Here is a 22,181-nt window from a genome sequence, read left to right on the forward strand (position 1 = left end):
TTTCAGGCCGCCCCGAGATAGGCGGCCTCCAGGCCGGCATCGGCGCCGAGTTCGGCCGCCGTCCCCGCGGTGACGACCCGGCCCTGCTCCAGCACGTAGCCCCGATCCGCCACTGTCAGGGCGAGAGCCGCCATCTGGTCGACGATCAGGATGGTCACACCCTGGTCCCGCAGGTCCGCCACCACGGCGTAGAGGGCGTTGATCATCGCCGGCGCGAGACCGAGGGAGGGCTCGTCGAGGAGGAGGATGCGCGGCTGTGCCATCATCCCGCGGGCGATCGCCAGCATCTGCTGTTCGCCTCCCGAGAGGAGGCCGGCCCGGCTCGTCGCCCGGTCGCGCAGACGGGGGAACCGGGTGAGCAGCGCCTCGATCTCGGCCGGGTCGATCGGCGCCTTGCGGCCATGCGCCCCGAGGCGGATGTTCTCGATGACGGTGAGTTCGGGAAATACCTGCCGGCCCTCGGGCACCAGGGCGAGGCCGAGGCGGGCGATGGCATGGGCCGGCAGGTGCGCGATGCTGCGGTCCTCCAGGACGATCCGGCCCTCCACCGGCCGGAGCAGCCCGGCGAGCGCCCGCATGGTGGTCGACTTGCCGGCGCCGTTGGCGCCCAGGAGCGCCACGGTCTCGCCGGGGCGGACCTCGACGCTGACGCCGTCGAGGACCGGGGCGGCGCCATAGTCGGCGGTGAGGCCCAGGGTCGAGAGCACCGCGTCGGCCGGGGGCGTCCATGCGGCCGCGCGGGGCCGCGCCGGCGTGTCGGCGCCGCCCAGATAGGCGCGGATCACCGCCGGGTCGCGCCGGATCGCGGCCGGGGTCCCCTGCGCGATCGGCCGCCCGGCATCCATGACCAGGATGGCGTCGGAAACGCTCATGACGAGGGGCATGTCGTGCTCGACCAGCACCACGGCGATGCCCTGCCCGGCGATCCGGCGCAGGAGCCCGCCGAGCACATCGGTGTCGGCCCGGGTCAGGCCGGCGGCGGGCTCGTCGAGGAGGAGGATGCGGGGCCGGCCGGCGAGCGCCCGGGCGATCTCCACGAGGCGGCGGTCGACATGCGGCAGTTCGGATGCGGGCCGGTCCGGAGCGCCCGCATAGCCGACGAAGTCCAGCAGGGTCGCGGCCGCGGCGCGATCCCGGGCACGGGTGCGCCGCCACAGGCGCCCCGGGTCGAGGGCCAGGGCCACGTTGTCGAGAACGCTGAGCGAACCGAACAGGCGCGTGGTCTGGTAGGTGCGGGCGATGCCGGCCCGGGCGATGACGTGGGCCGGAGCGCCGGCGAGGTCGCGCCCTCCGAGGCGGATCGTCCCGGCCTGAGGACGGTAGAACCCCGAGACCATGTTGAGCACGGTGGTCTTGCCGGCGCCGTTGGGGCCGATGAGGCTCGTCACCGCCCCGGCCTCGGCCCTCACCGAGACGCCCTCCGCCGCGCGGATGCCGCCGAAGCTGATGCCGATGCCCTCGACCACCAGGGCCTCGGCCGCGCGCTGCCCGATCAGTTGCCCGAAATCCGTGGCCGGCGGGACGGTACCGGCGCGCGGCCGCGGCAGCAGCCGGGCCGCGCTGCCGACGATCCCCGAGGGCACCAGCCACAAAACCACCAGGGTGGCGAGGCCGAAGAACAGCAGCCGGTACTCGGCGAGCCCCGCCAGGGTCTCGGGCAGCAGCACGGTGACGAGGGCACCCAGCAGCGGCCCGAGCACGGTACCGGCCCCGCCGACCACCACGGAGAGCACGAACAGGATCGACTGCGAGAACGGGAAGGAGCTTGGGGCGATGAAAAGCATCAACGGCGGCAGCACAGCCCCGGCGAGCCCCGTCAGCGCGGCCGAGATTGCGAAGGCCAGGGTCTTCACCCGCACCGGGTCGAAGCCCAGGGACGCGGCCGCCACGTCGGCATCGCGCACCGCCCGCATGGCCCGGCCCAGGCGGCTGCGGGCGAGGCGGTGGAAGCCGTAGAGGCTCAGGCCTGCGCCGAGCACGGCGAGGCAAGCCAGCTCGCGCTCGGCGAAGGGAACTCCGAACAGGCTCGGCCCCGCGGTGACCACGAGGCCGTTCTGGCCACCGGTGAGCGACCCGCCCTCGATCAGGGCGTGCTCGATGATGAAGCCGAACGCGATGGTGACCATCGCGAGGTAAGGCCCCTTCACCCGCATCGCCGGCACCGCCAGCCCGGCCCCGACCAGGCCCGAGAGCAGGCCCGCGGCCGGAACCGCGAGCCAGAAGCTCAGGCCGGCCCCGGTCAGGATCGCGCTGGCATAGGCGCCGATGGCGTAGAAGCCGGCATGGCCGAAGGAGATCAGCCCGGTCAGCCCGAGGAGGACGTTGAGCCCGGTTCCCGCCACGGTGGTGAGCGCCACCAGGGCGATGACGAAGTGGCTGTAGTCGCCCGTCAGTCCCACCAGGGCGAGGCCCGCCAGGGTCAGGGCCAGGATGGCGACCGGCATCGCACCCGGGGCGCGCAAGATGTGCATCGGGCTCAGACCTTGTTGATCGCGGCGCGGCCGAGGAGCCCGTCGGGACGCAGCGCCAGGGCGACGATGATCACCGAGAACACCACGAGCTGGGTGTAGGTGGAGCCGAGGGTCGCGGTGACGCCGGCCTCGACGAGGCCGTAGAGCAGGCCTGCCAGCACCACGCCGGTGGCCGAGCCGATGCCACCCAGGATCGCCACCGCGAAGGCCTTGATTCCGAACAATGCGCCCATCTCGGCCGAGACCGAGAACAGCGGCGCGATGAGGAGGCCGGCCGCCCCGGCGAGCAGGGCCGAGAGCGCGAAGGCGCAGGCGACCGTGCGCCGGACGTCGATGCCCATCAGACGGGCGGCGTCGGAATTCTGCGCCACCGCCAGCAGCACCCGGCCGAGATCGGTGCGGCGGAACAGGGTCTGGATCGCCGCAGCGACCGAGAGGCCGACGACGGGAATGAGGAGCTGGAGCGGGTAGATGCCGGTGCCGAGGATTTCCACCGGCGTCACCGCAAGCGACGAGGGCAGGCTGCGCGGCTCCTTGCCGAAGGTGAACAGCATCGCGTTGTCGAGGACGATGCCGCCCGCCACGGTGGCGAGCAGCCAGGCATCCGAACCCTTCTCGACGAAGGGCCGCACCAGCAGCCGCTCGACCACGAGGCCGAGGACGGCGCAGCCCAGCAGAGCCCCGAGGATCGCCACCGGCATCGGCCAGCCGAGGGTAACGCCGAGCGCGTAGCCGAGCACGGCCCCGAGCGTGACGGCGCTGCCCTGTGCGAAGTTCACCGTGCCGGAGACCGCGTAGGTGATGTGGAAGCCGAGCGCCACCAGCCCGTACATGCTGCCGAGGCCGAGGCCGGTGATGAGGGTGCTGGCGAGCATCGGCGCGGCGCCTTCAGTTCGTGACGGCGACGATCTCGCCATCCTTGAAGCGGGTGAAGACGTAGTCCTGCGGCCCGAGGGCGTCGTGCTGCCCGGGCGCGAAGGGCTTGTCGTAGGTCTTGATCAGGCCCGGATAGGCCGCGACCTTGTAGAAGCCGTCGCGCACCTCCGGTCCCTTGGTCGAACCGGCGGCCTTGATCGCCAGGGCGAGCAGGTGGATAGCGTCGTAGGCGTTGGCGATGCCCACCGCCGGGGTGACGTCGGCCATCGACTTGATCGCCGGATACTTCTTCTTCAGCGCCTCGAGCACGGCCAGCGCCTTCGGGGCGCTGTTGCCCGCGAAGGTGAAGGTCTGGATGAAATGGACCTTCGCGGCGCTCGGCCCGGCAAGCTCGTCGAAGCGTCCGCCGGCCGGCCCCCAATGCGAGACCACCGGCACGCTCCAGCCCATCCGGTCGAGGGACTTCACCACCTGGGCCGAGGGGCCGACATTGCCGACGAGGAACAGGGTGTCGGCGCCGGCCTCCCGCAGGCGGGTGAGCTGGGGCACCATGTCGAGGTCGGCGGCCTCGTACTTCTCGATGCCGGCGGCCGGCAGGTTGGCGGCCTTCAGCGCCGCCGTCAGGCCCTGCTGGTTCGACTCGCCCCAGGCGTTGTTGACCAGGATCATCCCGGGCTTCTTCGCCCCGTGAGTCTTCACCGCGTAGGCCACCAGCGCCTCGTCCACCAGGGCATCCACCGCCGAGACCCGGAAGGCGTAGTTGTCGGCGGCCCCGTTGCGGGTGATGCCGGTGCCGGCGGCCCAGGGGCCGAGGAACGGCACCTTCATCTGGTTGGCGATGGGCACCAGCGCCATCGAGACCGGCGTGTCGAGACCGCCGACCAGCGCCACCACGCCGACCCGCTGGATCAGCTCCCGGGCGGCGAGCACGCCTTTCGACGGGTTGGCCTCGTCGTCGCGCGCCACCAGCTCCAGGGGCCGCCCGAGCACGCCGCCACCGGCGTTGATCTCGTCGATGGCGAGGCCGATGCCGCGGGAGATCGCCTCGCCGGATTTCGCCGACTGTCCGCTCAGCGCCGTGACGAGGCCGATCCGGATCGGCTCCGCGGCCCGCGCCGCACCGGCGAGGGGCAGCCCCAGGAGCAGGCAGGCGCCGAGCGCGAGGCGGCAGGTCAGGGGCGGCGTCGATCGGCGGGGCATCGGGTCTCTCCGGCGGGCAATTTGGCAACCCGTCCGCAACCGCCATGCCATCGGGCACACCGCTGACATCGCTGGGAAATTCTCGGGACTGTCCGCGTCGGTGCCTCACGATGCGCCAAAGTGCATACAGTTGTTGCATGCACTTTGGCGGCATTTGCGTCAGGTTTGGCGACGCCTCGGAGACCCGACCATGCCCGATACCTCCCTCACTCAAGACATCACCGCGCGCGACGCGGCCAACGTCACCGCCTATCTCGAAGCCTCGATGGTGCCGGACCCCGAGCGGGCCGCGACCTACATGGCACCGGGCATCAGCATCGTGTTCACGGGGGCCCGCACCTTCGCGCATCCGCGCGAGGTCACCGCTTTCAATGCCGGGCGCTACGCCTGGGTGAAGAAGCGGATGGAGCGCCTCGACGTGGTGCCGGGCGATGGCGTCACCACGGTCTACAGCCTCGGCACGCTCTACGGTGCCTGGCCGGACGGGACGCCGTTCGAGGGCAACCGCTACGTCGACCGGTTCACGGTGCGGGACGGTCTGATCGTGACCATGGAGGTCTGGAACGACAGCGCCGAGCGGCTGCTCACCCGCGCCGGCCTCGACACCTGAGCCGGGCTCAGCCGTCCACGGCCTCGATGTAGGGCGCCAGCAGGCGGCCGAGGTCGCGCTCGCGCGGCGGGGTCGCGACGATGCGCGCCCGCTCGGCGACCGCATCGAGATGATGGTCCATCAGGGCGCTCACGCGCTCCGGATCGCCGGCGATCAGGGCGGCCACCAGGGCGCGGTGCTCGCTGACACCGCACTCGGCCGAATGGGGTCGGCTGTAGAGCGAGAGCACCAGGGCGCAGCGGTATCCGAGTTCGGCCACGTAGCGCTCCAGCACGGGGCTGCGGGTCATCTGGGCCAGCAACAGGTGGAACTCGGTGGCCAGCCGGATCGACCCGGCCTCGGAGCCTCCCTGCGCGGCCTCCTCCAGCGCGATATGCGCGAGCAGCGCCGCCTGCTGCGCCTCGGTGAGGCGCCCGGCCAAGCGGGCGACCACCAGCCGCTCCAGGCAGATGCGGACATCGAAGGTGTCGCGGGCCTCTTCCCAGCTCGGCGTTGCCACCACGGCGATCCGGTTGCGCCGCAGCTCCACCAGCCCCTCGCTCGCCAGTTGCCCGAGGGCCTGACGGGCGATGGTGCGGCTGACACCGAAGCGTTCGCCGAGGGCATCCTCCGGCAGACGGTCCCCGGGCACGATGGCCCGCTCGACGATCGCGCGGCGCAGGGCCCGGCAGATCGACCCGACCCGATCCTTGGTCCCCGCCCGCGTGTTGTCGTCCTGCGAGTGGCTCTGCAAGTGACTCTGCATGTGGCTCTGCAAGTGACTCTGCCTTTCGTCCCGTATGTGGTCCCGATTCGTCCCGGTGGTTCGGAAGCACGAGCGGGACCAGACAGGGTCCGATGCCTTCGGTCGAGGGGCCACGGGACGCTGCCTGGTGCGAAAGGCGGGAATCGTCACGGGCGGCGCCCCGGCTGGGCGCCCGTGACCAGGGCGGCGGCGAGGCCGAGCCCCATCAGCGCGAGGCTCAGGCGCTCGCCCTGCAGCATGGCGGAGGACAGGAGGCCGATCAGGCGTGGCGACCAGGCTACGGTGAGCGGCTCCTCGACGGCGAGGGCGGCAACCGGCAGCGGGATCGCCGCCGGCAGCATCTGCCAGGGCGCGAGTTCGAGGGGGTGGGCGGTCCAGTTGTGGCGGCGGACATGCAGGATGGCGATGGCCCAGCCCAGCCGGCGATGATCGATTATGAGTATCGGATCGTACAGCGAGACGGCCCCACTGCTCATACCATCCGGATGTCAACATAGATCAAAATTCGGACCGCGAAACAAAGTGATCCGGGCGCGGTTATCGTGACAGAACCGACCCAACACACCGGGACACGTCGCAGGCCGACGCACGATACAAGGATGCGGCGCGGTCAGATCTGGTCCTCGGGTCTGCCCCCGACCGCTGCACCACCGCCACGATGCCGAACCGCCCTTCCGGGACATCCTGATCCCGTGCGCGGCGCGGCCTGCCGGTGCCCCGAACCCGATCCGCCACCCCTCAGGAAGAGTTTCGCGATGACGGACTTCCCGAAGCCGCCCTTCGACAAGCAGCGCCAGCTCACGCCGCCGGCCCGCGACGCCGACATGGACCCGCGCCCCGATTACGGCGAGGCGCATTATCGTGGGTCGGGGCGGCTCACCGGACGGAAGACCATCATCACCGGCGCCGACAGCGGCATCGGTCGCGCCGTCGCCCTGGCCTATGCCCGCGAGGGTGCCGACGTGCTGGTCGCCTATTACGACGAGCACGACGACGCGAAGGAGACCTGCCGCCTGGTCGAGGAGGCCGGACGCAAGGCCGTGGCCGTCGCGGGCGACATCAAGGACCCCAAGCATTGCCGCGCGATCATCGACCGGGCGGTGGCGGCCTTCGGGCAGGTCGACGTCCTCGTCAACAACGCAGCCCACCAGAAGACCTTCGAGAAGCCCGAGGACATCTCCGACGAGGAGTGGGAAGTCACCTTCGCCACCAACATCCATGCGATGTTCTATCTGGTGAAGGCCGCGCTGCCGCACATGAAGGCGGGTGCGGCCATCATCAACACCACATCGGTCAATGCCGACACGCCGAGCCCGCAACTGCTCGCCTACGCCACCACCAAAGGCGCGATCCAGAACTTCACCGGCGGTCTGGCCCAGATGCTGGCCGACCGCGACATCCGGGTGAATTGCGTCGCGCCGGGGCCGATCTGGACGCCGCTGATCCCCTCCACCATGCCGATGGAGAAGGTCCGGAGCTTCGGATCGCAGGTGCCGATGCAGCGGCCCGGCCAGCCCTGCGAACTGGCCCCCGTCTACGTCATGCTGGCGAGCCCGGAAGCCAGCTACGTCTCCGGCGCCACCATCGCGGTCACCGGCGGCAAACCTATCATCTGATCACGCCCGTCATCCGAGAGCGCCCATCCTATGGCCCTGTGATCCTGTGATCAGCCGATCCTGTGAGGAGATCGCCATGAACGCCCCCCGGAACCGCCCTGATGCGCCCGCGCGCCCGAGCTTGCGCGACTTCGATGCCTCTACCGACCGGAACGGCCAGGATTTCGGTCAGGACGAGGCCCGCGATGTCGGCCGCCCGGACCGGTTGCAGCACGCGTTGGACTCGGACCCGAGCTGGCAGGCCGAGACGGCGCGCGTCGCCTCCGGCTTTCCCCGCCAGGATTCCATCGGCGGCGGCGATATCGCCAGCGTCGAGGCGACCGAGGCAGAGACGCCGGCCGCCAACCTGCGCCGCATCTCCGATCCAAGCCCTGCTTCTGATGCAAGCCCCGACTCCAAGGCAAGCCCAGCCTCCAAGGCAAGCCTTCCCTCCAAAGCAAGCCCCGCCTCCAATTCGAGCCCCGACTCCGCTCCGCGTCCGGCCGCGTCCGGTTCGAAAGAAACGCTCTGACACGAAGGCCGACAGCGATGATTCCCACCCGCCTGCACGCCGTGGCCGACTACCTGTTGCCGGCCGCCATCGCCGCCCTCTCGCTCTCGCCGCGGCGTGGGCGCGCGACGCGCCGGATCATGCGGGTCGGGCCGGTCTGGCACTACGGCTACACGATGCTCACCCGCTACGAAGGCGGTCTCGTTCCGGCGATCGGAATGCCGACCCATCTGGCGTGCGATGCCGTCGGTGCCCTCGGCTTCGTCGGGGCGGCCGCCCTGCTGCAGGACGAGCCGGCCCGGGACCGTCTGCTGCTGGCCGCCATCGGTCTCGGGGAACTCGCCGTCATCGCGGCGAGCCGCCGGCATCCGCCGTGGGACGTGCGCGCGACGACCGATGGACGGCACCGCTAGCGGCTCACCGAACGCCTTCCTGATCGAACCACAGGAGCCCGCCATGGATCGCGACATCGAGGACTCGACATCGGACAAGCCGGACTCCACCGGCACCAACGCGCGTCCGCGTGAGACAACCATCGCTCAGACCGGAGACGGTATTCCGGACGACAGCGGCCGTCCGGTGCAAGTCGATGACACCGAACTCAAGCGCATCGCGGACAAGATCCGCACGCTATAGCCTGGCACCGATGCGACAGCATCGCGACGGAACTGTTCGAATGCGGAACGATTGATTGCTTACCCACCCGAAACCGCAGACAGGAGCCGCGCATGACGGCCAAGGCACCGCCCGTTCCGCCCGCCAACCAGTCCGATAAGGGCCCCGGGAGCGCACCGGAAGCGCCCCTTGCCACGGGTCCGAAGGGGTCGAGCCAGACCCAGAACCCCGACAAGATCGGGCAGGCCGGCAATTCCAAGGTGAACACCACGAACCAGGGCTACCAGCAGGATCGCTAATGAGCACCTCGAAGAAGACGCCCGCCGCCGACCGTCATCACGGCGGCCCCGGCAGCAGCCATCAGGACGCGTCCAAGCCGCAGGCGGACGTACGGCACGGCCCGATTCCGGGCAGTCCGACCAACGACGCGACGTCCCATGTATCCGGCGGCGGCGGTGAGCGCGACCGGCATCATGCCCACGATGCCGAGGGTAAATCCGCCGCCCGGTCGCACTGAGTCGGCTTCTTCGGAGCTGACTTTTTCGGAGCTGACCTCTGCCGAGCCGGCGTCTTCGGTGCCGGCGCCGGCCCTCAGGATCTCAACATCTCAGGAGACGCAGCGATGGCGAACGCCGATCGACACAAGATGGGTCCGGCCGCACAGGGCAAGGGCACCGGAACCGGCGCCATGACGGACCTGCCGGACGGAATCCTGGAAGAGAACATGGTTCTCAGCAATCGCGACAAGTCCCGGCACAACGACATGCGCGGGCTCGACAGCAAGATGGTCCAGACCGAGCAGTATCAGGACCATGCCGCCAACCGGGAGGTTCCGGCCGACGCGATCGAGTCGGATCCGGCCGGAAACACGACCGGGCTCGCCAGCCCGAAGTCGGACCTGTCCGGCGCTCAGAGCAGCCTCGCCAGCCAGGACAAGCCGTAGGCCGCAGAAGATCTTGCTCACGAGGATCTTGCCCACGAGGATCTTGCCCGCGAGGATCTTGCCCATGCAGACAACCACGCAGCTTCGCGACCAGGGCCGCCCCGAGACCGGCGGCCCCCGTCAGGGTCCGGGTTCCGGCGACGGTCGGACCGTCGATCAAGCCGATCAGGTCAGCAGCCTGGTGCTGCTCGGCCTCGCCATCGTGGGCGCCGGCGTAGTCGTGACCCTGGAAGCCCTCATCCACTGAGCCGGGCTTACCGACGGACGCGGGATCGGCTTCGGATCTCGCGACCGGATGCCATTCGGGAGATCCTTCGTGCCGCCCATCGACCATAAACCCAACCCTGTGCGGACGAACCGCTTCGGATGGATCGCCGCCGGTCTGCTGGTAGCAGCCCTGATCGCCTACACGATCTACTTCGTCATGATCCCATCGCCCCTGCCGCCGCAATAATCGGCATCAGCAAGGTGCTCACCTTGAGCCGGGCACGGGTCGCAAGGTCATCATCGGATAGTCTACTCATTGATCGAAGTTAAGATCTTTTCTAATCTGAAAATCGACTCGGCCGCATCCGACAAGTGGGAACAAGCAACGGCGAACTGAAATTCACGGAAATGATCACGCTTTAAGATCAAAATCCTGTTCTCTCAGCTCGAAAGACCGTTTCCATGGATCGACGTTCCGTTCTGTTTGCTATGGCAGGTCTGGTCTCGGCCGTGCCGCTGGCCCAGGCCCAGCCCGCTTTCGACCTCGGCTCGCCGGATCAGTTCCGGCTGTCGGAACTGATGGGCGGCGAGTTCGCCATCCAGACCAGCCGGCTCGCTCTCGAGCGCTCGCGCAGCCCCGCCATCCGCAACTTCGCGCAACTCGAGATCAACGAGCAGACCGCCGTGGCGGCCGCCCTCGGGGCGACACCGGGCAACGTGCAGCCGCGGCCGGACCAGATGGCGATCCTGCAGCAACTACAGGGCCTCTCGCCGGGTCGAGCCTTCGACCGTGCCTACGTGCAGGGACAGATCGCCGGTCATGAGGAGTTGCTGGCGCTGAACACCGCCTATGCGCAGGGTGGCTCCGACCCCCGCAGCCGCGCGGTGGCCACCGTCGCGGTGCCGTCGATCCAGACCCACCTGTCCATGCTCAGCAGCCTGCGCCGCGGCGGCCACGTCTGACGCGGATCGGAGAATCCCGCGGGGCAGACTGCGTCATGCCCCGCGGATCTCGTGATCGACCCGTAGGGCTGGCGGCTCAGCCGCCGCCGATCCCGCTGGTGATGGTGCCGGTCCCCCGGCATTCGGGGCAGGGCTGGGCGTTCAGCAGTCCGGTCCCCTGGCAGTGACGACACAGGTTCTCGCCGGTCCCCGGCGCGCCAGGCGTGGCCTCGTCACCGGGTTTGGTCGGTTCCGGATCCTGCATTCGTCGCTCCTCATAGCTTTCGATTGTCAGATCCTGGTAAAAACTCAAACGACAACGTGTGTTCCCCTTGGGACAGCAGAGCCATTACAGGAACTGTACGGATCAGGACAGAAGTATCGCGTGTCTCAAGACTGAGGAACGAGCGCGATATTCGGCGGTTGCCCTGACATATCCCCTCTTTGGAAAGCCTTCGTAGCATGTCCCTCGTGAAAACGTCCGCGCCCCTTCTCGGAGCCGCCCTCATCGCCGCCGTCACCGGCCTGTCCGTCTCGGCCCAGACCGGCGTCCTGCCCGAGCGCGGACCCGGTGGACGCGGCACCATCGTCGAGAGCCAGCCGAACACCACCGGAAACGATCCCGACGTGGTGATCGCGCGGGGCGCCAACGGGGCCGACACCATCACCACCGACTCGGCCGCGGGCGGCAACGCCAACCTTCCCGAGCGCGCCATCCCGAACGGCAGCGCGGGCGGCGGCGGCGGTCGCTGATCGCACAGGCCGATCACCTCGGACCCGAACGCAGCCAGAAGAGTCCCGAACCCTGGTTCGGGGCTCTTCTGGCATTCCGGCTGCGTCACAGCGTGGCGCCGCCGGAGGGCGTCGAACGGCCGGTCGGATTGACGCGTTGGCCCCGCACAGACACCCGGAGACCTCCATGGCCCTGCGATCCGAAACCCCACCCACCCCGGGCGATCTCTCCGTCGAGACGCCCCCGGACTCCGAGCGGCCCACCACCGCCATGCTCAAGGCGGATATCGACAGCGGGCGGACCGGCGACAAGATCGCCCATTACGACACCGGCCTGTCGCAACTCGGCACCGACGACGAGGCGGCCGGCAATGCCCCCTCGCATGCCCGCATCGCCCTGGCACGCAAGACCGAGGCGGCGCCCCCGAAGGTCCGCGCCGCCGCGAAGCCCGAGGGTCACAACCGGTGGATCCTGCCGCTGTTCATCGGGTTCGCCGCGATGGTCCCCGTGGTGGTCGGTACGTCGCTCTACCTGTTCGGACGATAGGCGACCGCACGCCGCGGAAAGGGCCGGACCTCAGACGGTCCGGCTGCGCCGGCGGGCGACCTCGGCGAGGGCGGCGAGGTCCTTGTCGGCATCGCCGTGGTCCATCGCCGCGATCAGGGTGTCGCGCAACACGTCGGCGAAGGGCATCGGCACGCCGGCCGCCCCGGCGGCGTCCAGGGCGAGGCCGATATCCTTGGCGCCGAGCTTGAGGGCGAATCCCGGCGGCTCGTAGCGATGGTCGGCGATCAGGGCGCCGTAGTTCTTGTAGACCGGCGATGCGAACAGCGTGTTGGTGAAAAGGTCGAGGAGATCGGCCCCCGTCACCCCGTGCCCCTCCACCAAGGCGGCCGCTTCGCCCATCGCCTCGATCGCCGAGATCAGCATGAAGTTGCCCGCGAGCTTGACCGCGTTGGCCCGGTGCGGCTCGGACCCGAAGGCCCAGGTCCGGGCGCCCATGGCATCGAGCAGCGGCTGCGCCCGGGCGACGGCTGCGGGATCGCCCGCCGCGACGATGTTCAGCTTGCCCATCGCGGCGACATCGGGGCGCCCGAAGACCGGGGCCGCGACATAGGGCACTCCGGCGCGCGCATGGATCGCCGCCAGATCCTGGGCCAGGGCCACCGAGATCGTGCTCATCGACAGGTGCAGGCCCGGGCGGGTGCCGCCGTCGAGGAGACCGCCCGCGACGATCACGGCGCGCAACGCCGCGTCGTCCGCCAGCATGGTGATCGCCGCATCGCCCGCGAAGGCCTCGGCGGCCGTGGCCACCGGCACCACGCCTTCCAGCCCCTCGACCCCCGCCGGGGAGCGATTCCAGACCCGGACCCGGTGACCGGCCCGCACGAGGCTCGCCGCCATGCCGCGTCCCATCCGGCCGAGGCCGATCACGCCCACATCCATGAACCGTCTCCCGCGTTGCGTCGTCTCAGTGGCCGTTGAGGAATTCGAGGGTCAGCGTGTTGAACTGGTCCGTCGCTTCCAGGTGGACGAGATGGCCGATGCCCGGCAGCACCACGGCGCGGCCGTTCGGCATCCGAGCGGCCAACGTGCGCGCGTGCTCGGCGTTGCGCCCCATGTCGGCCCGGAGCGATTCCGGCGCGAAGGGCTTGCCCGGGGCATTGTGGTCGTTTTCGCCCATGAGGAAGAGGGTCGGCACCGGGATCAGCGGGATCTCGTGCACCACCGGCTGGCCCCAGATGGCCTGGTAGGAATTGACGAAGGACTGGAGCCAGCGCGGATACTCGCCCGAGCCCTTGACCCGCTCGCGCACGGAGACGAACGGCTCGATGGCGGAGGACGGCAGCGAAAGGGCATAGTTCGTCATCAACTGGCGGCGGTAGGAATCGGCGGTCGTGTCGCCCTCCAGGCGCAGCAGGGTCGCGTCGGAGACGGGCGGCACGGTGAACCGGTAATCCTCCAGACCGATCGGGGCTTCGAGCACGAGGCTGTTGATGCGGGCAGGGGCATTGCGGGTCAGGCGCACCGCCAGCATTCCGCCCATCGAATGGGCCACCACGTCGACGCGCGGCAACCCGAGGGAATCGAGCAGGCCCACCGTGTCGGCCGCCATGGCGTCGAACGTGTACGGGCCAACGGGCTTGGCCGATTTGCCGAAGCCGAGCTGATCCGGAACCAGCACCCGGTACCCGGCGCGGCTGAGCGCCAGGATCACCGGCTGCCAGTAGCTCGACGGGAAATTGCGCCCGTGCAGGAGCAGGACGGTGCGTCCGTTGGCCTGCCCCTCGGCGGGCACATCCATATAGGCGAGGCGCTGGCGCTCGCCGTCGCGCATCCGCTCGAGGAAGAACACCGGATAGGGATAGGCGAAGCCTTCGAGGGCGATGCCCAGGGGAGACGCGTCGTCGGCCCTCGTCTGCGCGGCGGCCGGTGCCACGGTGAGCTGGGCCGCCAGAAGGAGGGCGGAGACTGAGCGGAGCGCGTCCATGTGTGTTCCCGACAACGGCGCGCGGTCGCACGCATCGGCTGACATAGCGCAGGTTCCGGCCGCATGCCGCCCGATCCGGGTGACAAAGGACACGCGGAGTCTCCGGCCCCCTTGCGGAAACCGGCGCCGCGTCCCACGCCTCGGCCATGAATGTCGACGCGCCCCGCCACGCCTCGCCCGAGCCCGTACCGGATGGCTTGCCGGTGCGCGAACGCATGCTGGCGCTTTTGGCGATCAGCCTTGCGATGACCATGGCGGTGCTCGACGGCGCCATCGTCAACGTGGCCCTGCCGGTGATGGCCAAGGATCTGGCGGTGGAGCCCTCCGCGGCGATCTTCGTCACCAACAGCTTCCAGATCGCGGTGACGGCCTCCCTGCTGCCTCTGGCCTCGCTCGGCGACATCCTCGGTTATCGCCGGGTCTACCTCACCGGCCTCGTCCTGTTCACGGCGGCCTCCGTGGCCTGCGCCTTCGCCCCGACCCTCGACTGGCTGGTGGCGGCGCGGATCGCGCAGGGGTTCGGCGCCGCCGGCATCATGAGCGTCAACATCGCCCTGGTGCGCTTCATCTATCCGCATCGCCTGATCGGGCGCGGCGTCGGCAACGTCGCCCTGGTGGTGGCCATGGCCTCGGCCGCCGGGCCGACGGTGGCGGCCGCGATCCTGTCGGTGGCGACTTGGCCCTGGCTGTTCCTGGTCAACCTGCCGGTCGGGGTGATCGCCCTCGCGGTCGGCGCCCGCACCCTGCCGGCGACGCCGAAGAGCGGCGGCCGCTTCGACATCCGCAGCGCGCTTCTCAACGCCCTGACCTTCGGGCTCCTGATCACCGGCGTCGACGGCCTCGGCGATCCGGCCACGCGCGGCGTCGCCCTGGCGGAGATCGGCGCGGCCCTCTGCGTCGGCGCCGTCTTCGTCTGGACGCAGACCCGGATGACCCGTCCGCTCCTGCCGGTCGATCTCCTGCGGATTCCAGCCTTCGCCCTCTCCATGGCGACCTCGATCGCCTCGTTCGGGGCGCAGATGATGGCCTATGTCGCCCTGCCCTTCTACTTTCAGGACGTGCTGCACCTGTCCGAGACGCAGACCGGATTCCTGATGACGCCCTGGCCCATCGCCATCGCGGTGATGGCCCCCCTGTCCGGGCGCCTCGCGGACCGCTACGCTCCAGGGCTGCTGGGCGGCCTTGGTCTCGCCCTGATGGCGACCGGCCTCGCGGCGATCGCGCTGCTGCCGTCGGACGCCTCCCATCTCGACATCGCCTGGCGCCTCACCCTGTGCGGCCTCGGCTTCGGGCTGTTCCAGTCGCCGAACAACAAGGTCATCATCACCAGCGCCCCGCGTGACCGCAGCGGCGGGGCCAGCGGCATGCAATCCACCGCGCGTCTGACCGGACAATCCTTCGGGGCCGCCCTGGTGGCGGTGATCTTCGGGTTGCACCAGGGCGCCGCTCCGGCCGGACCGGTGGCCGCCACCCTGTGGTGCGCCGTCGGTCTCGCCGCCTTCGGGGCGGTGGCCAGCGTATTGCGGCGCCAACAGACAGGATGACGCTTCGGAGAAACGAGACTTCGAAGAGACGAGACTTCGAAGAGACGGTCTTCGGAACGTTGACCCAGCCTCGGCAGAGCCGCGCCGATGGCGTGATCGCACCAGGGCCGTTCCGGCGCGTTGACCCGGTGCCAGCTCCACCGAGGACAACACCATGCAACTCGACCTGTCGGGCAAGCGCGCCCTCGTCAGCGGTTCCACCACCGGCATCGGCTACGCCATCGCCAAGGCCCTGGCGGAGCTCGGCGCGACGGTGGCGATCAACGGGCGCACCCAGGATCGCGTGCGCGACGCCGTCGAGCGCCTCAAGCGCGAGACCGGCAAGGCGACCTTCATCGGCGCGCCGGGCGACGTCTCCACCCCGGACGGGGCCGCGCGCGTGGTCGCGGGGCTGCCGGACATCGACATCCTGGTCAACAACACCGGCATCTTCGAGCCGAAGCCGTTCTTCGACATTCCGGACGAGGACTGGCACCGCTTCTTCGAGACCAACGTGATGAGCGGCGTGCGCCTGTCGCGCGCCTACACGCCGGGCATGGTCCAGCGCGGTTGGGGCCGGGTTGTCTTCATCTCCAGCGAATCCGGCGTGAACATCCCGGTGGAGATGGTCCATTACGGCATGACCAAGACGGCCCAGCTCGCCGTGGCGCGCGGCCTCGCCGAGACCGTGTCCGGCTCCGGCGTGACCGTGAACAGCGTGCTGCCGGGACCGACCCTGTCCGAGGGCGTCGCGGACTTCATGAAGAGCATGGCCAAGGACGACGGACGCGGCGGCGACGTCGACCTCGATGCCGCCGGCCGCGCCTTCGTGGCCGAGCATCGCCCGACCTCGCTGATCGGCCGCCTCGCCACCGTCGACGAAGTCGCCAGCATGGTGGCCTACATCTGCAGCCCGGCCGCCAGCGCCACCAGCGGGGCGGCCCTCCGGGTCGATGGCGGCGTGGTGCGCAGCATCGTGTGACGCCCAAGTCACAGGGAGCCGAGCACTCGATTGAGAAGGGCCGGGATCGAAAAGGATTGAAAAAAGCGCGGTGTCATTAACGATTTGGTCATCCTTCCATTCGAGGTTCCCGGGCCGATGGGAGGATGCAGATGGGAGATTACGCGCTCGAGGGACCGCGCTGGGGCCGAGGTCCGGCGGGGACAGGCGGCGGCATGGTCACCTGGGCTCTCGACGCAACGATTCCCGCGAGCTTCGTCGGCGTCATCCAGGCCGCCTTCGCCGCCTGGTCGAGCTATGCCGACATCGCCTTCCAGCAGGTCGTGTCGACGGTCGAATCCGATATCGATCTCACCCTGAATAGCATCGACGGTCTCGGCAAGGTCGTCGGGAATGCGACCTATTCCTATAGCGGACAGCGCCTTCAATCCGTGACCGTCGCCTTCGACAGTGGAGAAGGATGGCACACGGCGAAGGGCCGCGTCGTCAGCAATCAGAACGTCGATCTTTCCGCCGTCGCCCTTCACGAGATCGGGCATGCGATCGGGCTCGACCACTACAATGCCAAGCCGGAGGTGATGAACGCCATCCTGGATCCCACCATCTCCAGCCTCGCGGCCGGCGACATCGCGGGCGTCCAGGCGCTGTACGGCGCTCGCAGCGCCCCGATTCAGGCAGCACCGCCCGCCCTGGTCGTGCAGGCCGAGGTCACGGCCGTGCACCGTTTCTACGACACCAAGACCGGGGACCATTTCTACACCACGAGCGGCGCCGAGAAGGCGCAGATCCTGCAGACCCTGCCGTGGTTCACCTACGAGGGAACCCCGTGGGCGACCCCGAGCCAGGGGGCCGACACCATCGACGTGTTCCGGTTCTTCGACACCGGCACGACCGCGCATTTCTTCACGACCAGCGTCGGCGAGCGCGACCAGATCATCAAGACCAACCCGTCCTACAAATACGAGGGCGTCGCGTTCGAGGCCTACGCGGATGCCAGCGCGCCCGGCACCGTGACGCTGGAGCGGTTCTTCAACACCAAGACCGGCCAGCATCACTTCGCCGGCAATGCCGAGGAGGCCGCCGGCATCAACCAGGGCGCTGCCGGTGCGGGCTGGATCGACGAGGGCAAGGGCTTCACCGTGCACGCGCCCAGCGACGGCATGCTGTTCGCCTGACTGCGTGGTAACGGCCGCCCTACTCGCCCTCTGCCTCGAACATCTCGTCGAAGGAATAGCCCGAGCCGCGCACGGTGCGGATCGGGTCGCTCTGGCGCGGACGGTTCAGGGCCTTGCGCAGGCGGCCGACATGGACGTCGACGGTGCGCTCGTCGATGTAGACGTCGTGGCCCCAGACCCCGTCGAGGAGCTGCTCGCGGGAAAACACCCGGCCGGGGCTCTGCATCAGGAACTCGAGCAGCTTGAACTCGGTCGGCCCGAGATGGATCTCGCGGCCCTCGCGGCGAATGCGGTGGCTGACCCGGTCGAGCTCGATGTCGCCGGCCACCAGCAGGTTGGCCACGTGGGCGGGCTTGGCCCGACGCAGCAGCGCGCGCACCCGCGCCAGCAGTTCCGGCACCGAGAACGGCTTGACGATGTAGTCGTCGGCGCCCGTGCCGAGACCGCGGATGCGGTCGCCCTCCTCGCCGCGCGCCGTGAGCATGATCACCGGCAGGCGCTCGGTCTCGCGCCGGGCCCGGATGCGGCGGCACAGCTCGATGCCCGACAGGGCCGGCAGCATCCAGTCGAGCAGGACAAGGTCGGGGACCTGCTCCTGCAGGCGCAGGTCCGCCTCGTCGCCGCGCGCGGCGGAATCGACGATGAAGCCCTCGGCCTCGAGGTTGTAACGGAGGAGGAGGGTCAGGGCCTCCTCGTCCTCGACGATCAGGATACGCGTACTCATCGTGCGCTTTCGATCAGGCGGAATCAGGCCGCGCCGGGCATGTCCACCGTGGCGTAGTTGGACGCGTCGTTCTTGGGCCGCTCCCGCTCCGCCAGCAGGTTCTCGCCGGTGACCAGGTAGTGGATCGTCTCGGCGATGTTGGTGGTGTGATCGCCGATGCGCTCGATGTTCTTGGCCACGAACAGCAGGTGGGTACAGAACGAGATGTTGCGCGGGTCCTCCATCATGTAGGTCAGGAGTTCGCGGAACAGCGAGTTGTAGAGCGCGTCGATGGCGTCGTCGCGCTCCCAGACGTCGAGCGCCGCCTTGATGTCGCGGCTGGCATAGGCGTCGAGCACGTCCTTGAGCTGCTCCTGCACGAGGTCGCTCATGTGCTGGACGCCGATGACGATCTTCTGCGGCTGGATCTGGTCGGCGATGGCCACGACGCGCTTGGCGACGTTCTTGGCGAGATCGCCGATGCGCTCGATATCGTTCGAGACTCGGATCGCCGTCACCGTCTCGCGCAGGTCGATGGCCAGCGGCTGGCGCCGGGCGATCAGCAGGATCGCCCGCTCCTCGATCTCGCGCTGAAGGGTGTCGAGGCGGGTATCGGCCGCGATGACGGCCTGAGCTAGGGGAGAGTCGCGGCGCACCAGGGCCTCGCCGGCCTCGGTCATCATCTTCTCGGCGATGCCGCCCATCTCGGAGATCGAGCGGCGCAGGTTCTCAAGATCCGTGTCGTAGGATTTGACGATGTGGTCGGGCATGGGTCGCACTCCTCGGTCGGGCCCGCCTGTCCGGTGCCCGCCACGGCATGGGATCTGGCATGGGTTCTGGCATGGGGTCTGGCGTGGACCGGATCAGCCGAAGCGGCCGGTGATGTAGTCCTGGGTCTGGCGCTTCTCCGGATTCATGAAGATGCGCGTGGTGGGTCCGAACTCCACCAGTTCGCCGAGATACATGAAGGCGGTGAACTGCGAGATGCGCGCCGCCTGCTGCATGTTGTGGGTCACGATGACGATGGTGAATTCCGAGCGCAGCTGCTCGATCAGCTCCTCGATGCGACCGGTCGAGATCGGGTCGAGGGCCGAGGTCGGCTCGTCGAACAGGATCACCTCCGGGCGCTGGGCCACGGTGCGGGCGATGCAGAGGCGCTGCTGCTGACCGCCGGAGAGGCCCATGCCGGATTGCTTGAGCTTGTCCTTGACCTCGTCCCAGAGGGCGGCCTTGCGGAGCGATTCCTCGACGCGCACGTCGAGGTCGGCCTTGGGCAGCTTCTCGTAGAGGCGCAGGCCGAAGGCGACGTTGTCGTAGATCGACATCGGGAAGGGCGTCGGCTTCTGGAACACCATGCCGATGCGCGAGCGCAGCTCGTTCAGGTCGACGTTGGAATCCAGCACGTTCTGGCCGTCGAGGAGGATTTCGCCCTCCGCCCGCTGGTCCGGATACAGGCTGTAGATGCGGTTGAAGGTGCGCAGCAGGGTCGACTTCCCGCAGCCGGACGGGCCGATCAGCGCCGTCACCTGGCGGTCGTGGAAGTTGAGGTTGACCGACTTCAGGCCGTGGAAGCTGCCGTAATAGAAGTTCAGGTCCTTGACGGCGATGCGGATCGGCGAGGTCTCGTCGGCCTTGTGGCGTCCGGTGAGCTGCGCGGAGGTGATCCCGGGGGCGGCGTTCATCGGTTCAGCATCCTGTCGAGCGAAGGGGAGGAAGCGGGAGGCGGGGCGCTGGAGGTCAGCGCGACCGCTCGGTCTTGATGACGAACCGGGCCACGATCGACAGGGCGAGGATCGTGACCGTGATCAGGAGGGCGCCGGCCCAGGCGAGCTGCTGCCAGTTCTGGTAGGGCGAGAGCGCGAACTGGTAGATCATCACCGGAAGGTTCGGGACGCCGCCCATCAAGTTGGGGGAGAACCAGCTGTTGTTGTTGAGCGCCGTGAACAGGAGCGGCGCCGTCTCGCCGGCGATGCGGGCGAGCGCCAGGATGATGCCGGTGACGATGCCGGCGCTGGCCCCGCGCCAGGTGATGCTCTTGATCACGATGGAGGGCGGCGCGCCGAGCGCCGCGCCGGCTTCGCGCAGGGTCGAGGGCACGAGGCGCAGCATGTCCTCGGTGGTGCGCACGATGACCGGGGTGGCGATGATGGCGAGCGCCACGGCGCCGGCCCAGCCCGAATAGGAGCCCATCGGGCGCACCATCAGGGTGTAGACGAACAGGCCGATGAGGATCGAGGGCGCCGACAGAAGGATGTCGTTCAGGAAGCGGATGACATCGGCGAGCTTCGAGTTGCGGCCGTACTCGGCCAGGAAGGTGCCGGCCATCACGCCGACCGGGGTCGCCACCAGGATGGCCAGGACGGTCATCACGAGGCTGCCCAGGATGGCGTTGGCGATGCCGCCGCCCTCGGAGCCGGGTCCCGGCGTCGGCTCGGTGAAGAGCATCGGCGAGAAGCCCTTGATGCCCTCGACCACCAGCATGAACAGGATCGAGCCGAGCACGACGATGCCGACCAGCGTGGCGATCGTGCTGGCCAGGATCAGGGTCCGGTCGGCGATCCGGCGGCCCGAGCGGACCCGGCTGATCCGGGCCGGGGTTGCGGTGAGGGGGTTGGCGGCGTCCATGATGGGGTTCCTGACGTCTCGAAGCGCGGGGTCGCGGGCCTTGGGGCGATCCGGCTTCAGGCGACCTTGGCGCGGCGGGTGAGGATGCGGGCGATGATCAGGACGAAGAAGGTGATCACGAAGAGGATGCAGCCGAGCGCCATCAGGGAGTTCAGCTGCAGGCCGTCGGCCTCGTTGAACTCGTTGGCGATGCGCGACGCGATGGTGGAGCCCGGATCGAAGACCGAACCCGAGAGCCGGTTGGCGTTGCCGATGACGAAGGTCACCGCCATGGTCTCGCCGAGCGCCCGGCCCAGGCCGAGCATGATCGCGCCGATGATCGAGACCGAGGCCTGCGGCACCAGCACGTGGCGCACCACCTCCCAGGTGGTGCAGCCGATGCCGTAGGCGCTCTCGCGCAGCACGGTCGGGATCTGGTCGAGCATGTCGCGGGTGATCGAGGCCACGAAGGGCACGATCATGATGGCGAGGATGATGCCGGCGGTGAGGATGCCGACGCCGGAGGGCACGCGGGCGTAGAACAGGGTGCCGACGATCGGCATGCCCTCGACGAGGTTCGAGACCGGCACCTGCACGAAGCGGGCGAACAGGGGGGCGAACACGAACAGGCCCCACATGCCGTAGATGATGCTCGGCACCGAGGCGAGAAGCTCGATGGTCATCGAGACCGGCTTGCGGGCCCAGCCGGGGCAAAGCTGGGTCAGGTAGACCGCGATGCCGAGCGACAGCGGCACGCCGATCAGCAGGGCGAGGACCGCCGAGGCCAGGGTGCCCACGATGGCCACCAGGGCGCCGTACTGCTCCTGCCCGATATTCCAGGTGCTGGAGGTGATGAAGCCGAAGCCGAACTCGTTGAAGGCCGGCCAGGCGCCGTAGGCGATGGAGCCCAGGATGCCGGCCAGGAAGAGGAGCACCAGGAGGGCCGAGCCGTAGGAGGCCGTCCGGAACAGGCTGTCGCCGAGGCCGCCGGGCTTCTTGCGGACCGAGGCGCGGTCCCGAGTCAGGGCGATCTGGTCAGTCAAGGCGGCCATCCGAGTGTCTTCTCTTCACCGGGCGGCGTCCTACCCTGCGCCGGGCGTCGGCGCGAGAGGGGATCACCGGATCGTTGCCAGGGGGGGTGCGCCGGCCGAATCCGGCGTCGTGACGCCGGGCCGGTCTGGCACGCTTGCGCGAGGTGGCTCGCCCCGCGGGGCTCGCTGGCCGCGCGGGGTGGCTCGCCCCCGCGGGGCTCGCGGGCCGGAGCCCGCGAGGGTTT

The 22,181-nt window shown here is 69.2% G+C and carries 29 protein-coding genes; 16 read left to right on the forward strand and 13 right to left on the reverse strand.

Annotated features, from left to right (window positions below):
- Positions 1 to 2: 2 nt before the first annotated feature.
- Genes J7U37_RS03310 through J7U37_RS03320 form a run of 3 tightly spaced genes read right to left on the reverse strand, consistent with a single transcriptional unit; the run spans position 3 to position 4,547 of the window.
- Positions 3 to 2,471 (reverse strand): branched-chain amino acid ABC transporter ATP-binding protein/permease, encoded by a 2,469-nt coding sequence (locus tag J7U37_RS03310; RefSeq protein ID WP_247634807.1) that lies wholly within the window; start codon positions 2,469 to 2,471, stop codon positions 3 to 5.
- 5 nt (positions 2,472 to 2,476) lie between these two features.
- On the reverse strand, positions 2,477 to 3,346 hold the full coding sequence (locus J7U37_RS03315; protein ID WP_056185791.1) for a branched-chain amino acid ABC transporter permease: 870 nt from the start codon (positions 3,344 to 3,346) through the stop codon (positions 2,477 to 2,479).
- Positions 3,347 to 3,359: 13 nt separating this feature from the next.
- Positions 3,360 to 4,547, reverse strand: a complete 1,188-nt coding sequence (locus J7U37_RS03320; RefSeq protein ID WP_247634808.1) for an ABC transporter substrate-binding protein — start codon at positions 4,545 to 4,547, stop codon at positions 3,360 to 3,362.
- Positions 4,548 to 4,737: 190 nt separating this feature from the next.
- Here J7U37_RS03320 and J7U37_RS03325 point away from each other — a divergent pair, with 190 nt between their 5' ends.
- Entirely contained in the window at positions 4,738 to 5,157 is a 420-nt protein-coding gene (locus J7U37_RS03325) for a nuclear transport factor 2 family protein (protein ID WP_056185796.1), read from the forward strand.
- Positions 5,158 to 5,164: 7 nt separating this feature from the next.
- Here J7U37_RS03325 and J7U37_RS03330 read toward each other — a convergent pair whose 3' ends face one another.
- Positions 5,165 to 5,902 (reverse strand): GntR family transcriptional regulator, encoded by a 738-nt coding sequence (locus J7U37_RS03330; protein WP_247634809.1) that lies wholly within the window; start codon positions 5,900 to 5,902, stop codon positions 5,165 to 5,167.
- Between the two features lie 146 nt (positions 5,903 to 6,048).
- Positions 6,049 to 6,378 carry a hypothetical protein gene (locus tag J7U37_RS03335; RefSeq protein ID WP_247634810.1) on the reverse strand — a complete coding sequence of 110 codons (330 nt, stop codon included), beginning with the start codon at positions 6,376 to 6,378 and terminating at the stop codon, positions 6,049 to 6,051.
- A gap of 279 nt (positions 6,379 to 6,657) precedes the next feature.
- Between J7U37_RS03335 and J7U37_RS03340 the strand changes: the two genes are divergently transcribed.
- The 10 genes from J7U37_RS03340 to J7U37_RS03385 all read left to right on the forward strand — a co-directional run bounded on the left by J7U37_RS03340 (position 6,658) and on the right by J7U37_RS03385 (position 10,736).
- Positions 6,658 to 7,518, forward strand: a complete 861-nt coding sequence (locus tag J7U37_RS03340; RefSeq protein ID WP_056185807.1) for a glucose 1-dehydrogenase — start codon at positions 6,658 to 6,660, stop codon at positions 7,516 to 7,518.
- A 76-nt stretch (positions 7,519 to 7,594) separates the two neighbouring features.
- The gene (locus J7U37_RS03345; RefSeq protein WP_247634811.1) at positions 7,595 to 8,029 is read left to right on the forward strand and encodes a hypothetical protein; all 435 of its coding nucleotides are present in this window, start codon (positions 7,595 to 7,597) and stop codon (positions 8,027 to 8,029) included.
- Between the two features lie 17 nt (positions 8,030 to 8,046).
- A complete protein-coding gene (locus tag J7U37_RS03350) occupies positions 8,047 to 8,421 on the forward strand; it encodes a hypothetical protein (protein ID WP_247634812.1) in 375 nt (124 codons plus the stop codon).
- 43 nt (positions 8,422 to 8,464) lie between these two features.
- Entirely contained in the window at positions 8,465 to 8,644 is a 180-nt protein-coding gene (locus tag J7U37_RS03355; protein ID WP_247634813.1) for a hypothetical protein, read from the forward strand.
- A gap of 92 nt (positions 8,645 to 8,736) precedes the next feature.
- Entirely contained in the window at positions 8,737 to 8,922 is a 186-nt protein-coding gene (locus tag J7U37_RS03360; RefSeq protein ID WP_056185813.1) for a hypothetical protein, read from the forward strand.
- Positions 8,922 to 9,140, forward strand: coding sequence for a hypothetical protein (locus J7U37_RS03365; protein ID WP_056185816.1), 219 nt, complete (start codon positions 8,922 to 8,924; stop codon positions 9,138 to 9,140). Before J7U37_RS03360 ends, J7U37_RS03365 begins: the two co-directional genes overlap by 1 nt.
- 105 nt (positions 9,141 to 9,245) lie before the next feature.
- Entirely contained in the window at positions 9,246 to 9,566 is a 321-nt protein-coding gene (locus J7U37_RS03370) for a hypothetical protein (protein ID WP_247634814.1), read from the forward strand.
- A gap of 64 nt (positions 9,567 to 9,630) precedes the next feature.
- The gene (locus J7U37_RS03375) at positions 9,631 to 9,813 is read left to right on the forward strand and encodes a hypothetical protein (protein ID WP_247634815.1); all 183 of its coding nucleotides are present in this window, start codon (positions 9,631 to 9,633) and stop codon (positions 9,811 to 9,813) included.
- 69 nt (positions 9,814 to 9,882) lie between these two features.
- Positions 9,883 to 10,020 (forward strand): hypothetical protein, encoded by a 138-nt coding sequence (locus J7U37_RS03380; RefSeq protein WP_156376169.1) that lies wholly within the window; start codon positions 9,883 to 9,885, stop codon positions 10,018 to 10,020.
- A 215-nt stretch (positions 10,021 to 10,235) separates the two neighbouring features.
- The gene (locus tag J7U37_RS03385) at positions 10,236 to 10,736 is read left to right on the forward strand and encodes a DUF4142 domain-containing protein (protein WP_247634816.1); all 501 of its coding nucleotides are present in this window, start codon (positions 10,236 to 10,238) and stop codon (positions 10,734 to 10,736) included.
- A 76-nt stretch (positions 10,737 to 10,812) separates the two neighbouring features.
- Here the strand turns inward: J7U37_RS03385 and J7U37_RS03390 are convergent, their stop codons facing one another.
- Entirely contained in the window at positions 10,813 to 10,980 is a 168-nt protein-coding gene (locus J7U37_RS03390; RefSeq protein WP_247634817.1) for a hypothetical protein, read from the reverse strand.
- A 197-nt stretch (positions 10,981 to 11,177) separates the two neighbouring features.
- Between J7U37_RS03390 and J7U37_RS03395 the strand changes: the two genes are divergently transcribed.
- Together J7U37_RS03395 and J7U37_RS03400 are read left to right on the forward strand one after the other, a co-directional pair.
- Entirely contained in the window at positions 11,178 to 11,468 is a 291-nt protein-coding gene (locus J7U37_RS03395) for a hypothetical protein (RefSeq protein ID WP_247634818.1), read from the forward strand.
- A gap of 166 nt (positions 11,469 to 11,634) precedes the next feature.
- The gene (locus tag J7U37_RS03400) at positions 11,635 to 11,994 is read left to right on the forward strand and encodes a hypothetical protein (protein ID WP_056185830.1); all 360 of its coding nucleotides are present in this window, start codon (positions 11,635 to 11,637) and stop codon (positions 11,992 to 11,994) included.
- A 30-nt stretch (positions 11,995 to 12,024) separates the two neighbouring features.
- Here the strand turns inward: J7U37_RS03400 and J7U37_RS03405 are convergent, their stop codons facing one another.
- Both J7U37_RS03405 and J7U37_RS03410 read right to left on the reverse strand, forming a co-directional pair.
- Complete coding sequence (locus tag J7U37_RS03405; protein WP_247634819.1) at positions 12,025 to 12,894, reverse strand: NAD(P)-dependent oxidoreductase; 870 nt, start codon at positions 12,892 to 12,894, stop codon at positions 12,025 to 12,027.
- A 25-nt stretch (positions 12,895 to 12,919) separates the two neighbouring features.
- A complete protein-coding gene (locus J7U37_RS03410) occupies positions 12,920 to 13,939 on the reverse strand; it encodes an alpha/beta hydrolase (protein ID WP_247634820.1) in 1,020 nt (339 codons plus the stop codon).
- 146 nt (positions 13,940 to 14,085) lie between these two features.
- Here J7U37_RS03410 and J7U37_RS03415 point away from each other — a divergent pair, with 146 nt between their 5' ends.
- From J7U37_RS03415 to J7U37_RS03425, 3 genes are all read left to right on the forward strand, one after another.
- Positions 14,086 to 15,483 carry an MFS transporter gene (locus tag J7U37_RS03415; RefSeq protein ID WP_056185840.1) on the forward strand — a complete coding sequence of 466 codons (1,398 nt, stop codon included), beginning with the start codon at positions 14,086 to 14,088 and terminating at the stop codon, positions 15,481 to 15,483.
- A 154-nt stretch (positions 15,484 to 15,637) separates the two neighbouring features.
- Complete coding sequence (locus J7U37_RS03420; protein ID WP_056185843.1) at positions 15,638 to 16,444, forward strand: SDR family oxidoreductase; 807 nt, start codon at positions 15,638 to 15,640, stop codon at positions 16,442 to 16,444.
- 194 nt (positions 16,445 to 16,638) lie between these two features.
- Positions 16,639 to 17,598, forward strand: a complete 960-nt coding sequence (locus tag J7U37_RS03425; protein ID WP_247634821.1) for a matrixin family metalloprotease — start codon at positions 16,639 to 16,641, stop codon at positions 17,596 to 17,598.
- Between the two features lie 19 nt (positions 17,599 to 17,617).
- Here J7U37_RS03425 and phoB read toward each other — a convergent pair whose 3' ends face one another.
- From phoB to pstC, 5 genes are all read right to left on the reverse strand, one after another.
- Positions 17,618 to 18,322: a phosphate regulon transcriptional regulator PhoB gene (phoB, locus tag J7U37_RS03430; RefSeq protein WP_056181319.1), complete on the reverse strand. Its 705-nt coding sequence runs from the start codon at positions 18,320 to 18,322 to the stop codon at positions 17,618 to 17,620.
- A gap of 23 nt (positions 18,323 to 18,345) precedes the next feature.
- Entirely contained in the window at positions 18,346 to 19,071 is a 726-nt protein-coding gene (gene phoU, locus J7U37_RS03435; protein ID WP_056181321.1) for a phosphate signaling complex protein PhoU, read from the reverse strand.
- 93 nt (positions 19,072 to 19,164) lie between these two features.
- Positions 19,165 to 19,983: a phosphate ABC transporter ATP-binding protein PstB gene (gene pstB, locus J7U37_RS03440; RefSeq protein WP_056181324.1), complete on the reverse strand. Its 819-nt coding sequence runs from the start codon at positions 19,981 to 19,983 to the stop codon at positions 19,165 to 19,167.
- Positions 19,984 to 20,038: 55 nt separating this feature from the next.
- Positions 20,039 to 20,926, reverse strand: coding sequence for a phosphate ABC transporter permease PstA (pstA, locus tag J7U37_RS03445; protein WP_056181326.1), 888 nt, complete (start codon positions 20,924 to 20,926; stop codon positions 20,039 to 20,041).
- A gap of 56 nt (positions 20,927 to 20,982) precedes the next feature.
- Positions 20,983 to 21,957, reverse strand: coding sequence for a phosphate ABC transporter permease subunit PstC (pstC, locus tag J7U37_RS03450; RefSeq protein ID WP_056181330.1), 975 nt, complete (start codon positions 21,955 to 21,957; stop codon positions 20,983 to 20,985).
- Between the last annotated feature and the right edge of the window lie 224 nt (positions 21,958 to 22,181).

It is taken from the genome of Methylobacterium sp. 37f (genome assembly GCF_023093475.1).
GTDB lineage: Bacteria > Pseudomonadota > Alphaproteobacteria > Rhizobiales > Beijerinckiaceae > Methylobacterium.

What these genes read in the sequence shown, in the direction of transcription:
- J7U37_RS03310 (WP_247634807.1), bottom strand. Translation starts at nt 2,471, where the DNA reads ATGCACATCTTGCGCGCCCCGGGTGCGATGCCGGTCGCCATCCTGGCC.
- J7U37_RS03315 (WP_056185791.1), bottom strand. Translation starts at nt 3,346, where the DNA reads ATGCTCGCCAGCACCCTCATCACCGGCCTCGGCCTCGGCAGCATGTAC.
- J7U37_RS03320 (WP_247634808.1), bottom strand. Translation starts at nt 4,547, where the DNA reads ATGCCCCGCCGATCGACGCCGCCCCTGACCTGCCGCCTCGCGCTCGGC.
- J7U37_RS03325 (WP_056185796.1), top strand. Translation starts at nt 4,738, where the DNA reads ATGCCCGATACCTCCCTCACTCAAGACATCACCGCGCGCGACGCGGCC.
- J7U37_RS03330 (WP_247634809.1), bottom strand. Translation starts at nt 5,902, where the DNA reads ATGCAGAGTCACTTGCAGAGCCACTCGCAGGACGACAACACGCGGGCG.
- J7U37_RS03335 (WP_247634810.1), bottom strand. Translation starts at nt 6,378, where the DNA reads ATGAGCAGTGGGGCCGTCTCGCTGTACGATCCGATACTCATAATCGAT.
- J7U37_RS03340 (WP_056185807.1), top strand. Translation starts at nt 6,658, where the DNA reads ATGACGGACTTCCCGAAGCCGCCCTTCGACAAGCAGCGCCAGCTCACG.
- J7U37_RS03345 (WP_247634811.1), top strand. Translation starts at nt 7,595, where the DNA reads ATGAACGCCCCCCGGAACCGCCCTGATGCGCCCGCGCGCCCGAGCTTG.
- J7U37_RS03350 (WP_247634812.1), top strand. Translation starts at nt 8,047, where the DNA reads ATGATTCCCACCCGCCTGCACGCCGTGGCCGACTACCTGTTGCCGGCC.
- J7U37_RS03355 (WP_247634813.1), top strand. Translation starts at nt 8,465, where the DNA reads ATGGATCGCGACATCGAGGACTCGACATCGGACAAGCCGGACTCCACC.
- J7U37_RS03360 (WP_056185813.1), top strand. Translation starts at nt 8,737, where the DNA reads ATGACGGCCAAGGCACCGCCCGTTCCGCCCGCCAACCAGTCCGATAAG.
- J7U37_RS03365 (WP_056185816.1), top strand. Translation starts at nt 8,922, where the DNA reads ATGAGCACCTCGAAGAAGACGCCCGCCGCCGACCGTCATCACGGCGGC.
- J7U37_RS03370 (WP_247634814.1), top strand. Translation starts at nt 9,246, where the DNA reads ATGGCGAACGCCGATCGACACAAGATGGGTCCGGCCGCACAGGGCAAG.
- J7U37_RS03375 (WP_247634815.1), top strand. Translation starts at nt 9,631, where the DNA reads ATGCAGACAACCACGCAGCTTCGCGACCAGGGCCGCCCCGAGACCGGC.
- J7U37_RS03385 (WP_247634816.1), top strand. Translation starts at nt 10,236, where the DNA reads ATGGATCGACGTTCCGTTCTGTTTGCTATGGCAGGTCTGGTCTCGGCC.
- J7U37_RS03390 (WP_247634817.1), bottom strand. Translation starts at nt 10,980, where the DNA reads ATGCAGGATCCGGAACCGACCAAACCCGGTGACGAGGCCACGCCTGGC.
- J7U37_RS03395 (WP_247634818.1), top strand. Translation starts at nt 11,178, where the DNA reads ATGTCCCTCGTGAAAACGTCCGCGCCCCTTCTCGGAGCCGCCCTCATC.
- J7U37_RS03400 (WP_056185830.1), top strand. Translation starts at nt 11,635, where the DNA reads ATGGCCCTGCGATCCGAAACCCCACCCACCCCGGGCGATCTCTCCGTC.
- J7U37_RS03405 (WP_247634819.1), bottom strand. Translation starts at nt 12,894, where the DNA reads ATGGATGTGGGCGTGATCGGCCTCGGCCGGATGGGACGCGGCATGGCG.
- J7U37_RS03410 (WP_247634820.1), bottom strand. Translation starts at nt 13,939, where the DNA reads ATGGACGCGCTCCGCTCAGTCTCCGCCCTCCTTCTGGCGGCCCAGCTC.
- J7U37_RS03415 (WP_056185840.1), top strand. Translation starts at nt 14,086, where the DNA reads ATGAATGTCGACGCGCCCCGCCACGCCTCGCCCGAGCCCGTACCGGAT.
- J7U37_RS03420 (WP_056185843.1), top strand. Translation starts at nt 15,638, where the DNA reads ATGCAACTCGACCTGTCGGGCAAGCGCGCCCTCGTCAGCGGTTCCACC.
- J7U37_RS03425 (WP_247634821.1), top strand. Translation starts at nt 16,639, where the DNA reads ATGGTCACCTGGGCTCTCGACGCAACGATTCCCGCGAGCTTCGTCGGC.
- phoB (WP_056181319.1), bottom strand. Translation starts at nt 18,322, where the DNA reads ATGAGTACGCGTATCCTGATCGTCGAGGACGAGGAGGCCCTGACCCTC.
- phoU (WP_056181321.1), bottom strand. Translation starts at nt 19,071, where the DNA reads ATGCCCGACCACATCGTCAAATCCTACGACACGGATCTTGAGAACCTG.
- pstB (WP_056181324.1), bottom strand. Translation starts at nt 19,983, where the DNA reads ATGAACGCCGCCCCCGGGATCACCTCCGCGCAGCTCACCGGACGCCAC.
- pstA (WP_056181326.1), bottom strand. Translation starts at nt 20,926, where the DNA reads ATGGACGCCGCCAACCCCCTCACCGCAACCCCGGCCCGGATCAGCCGG.
- pstC (WP_056181330.1), bottom strand. Translation starts at nt 21,957, where the DNA reads ATGGCCGCCTTGACTGACCAGATCGCCCTGACTCGGGACCGCGCCTCG.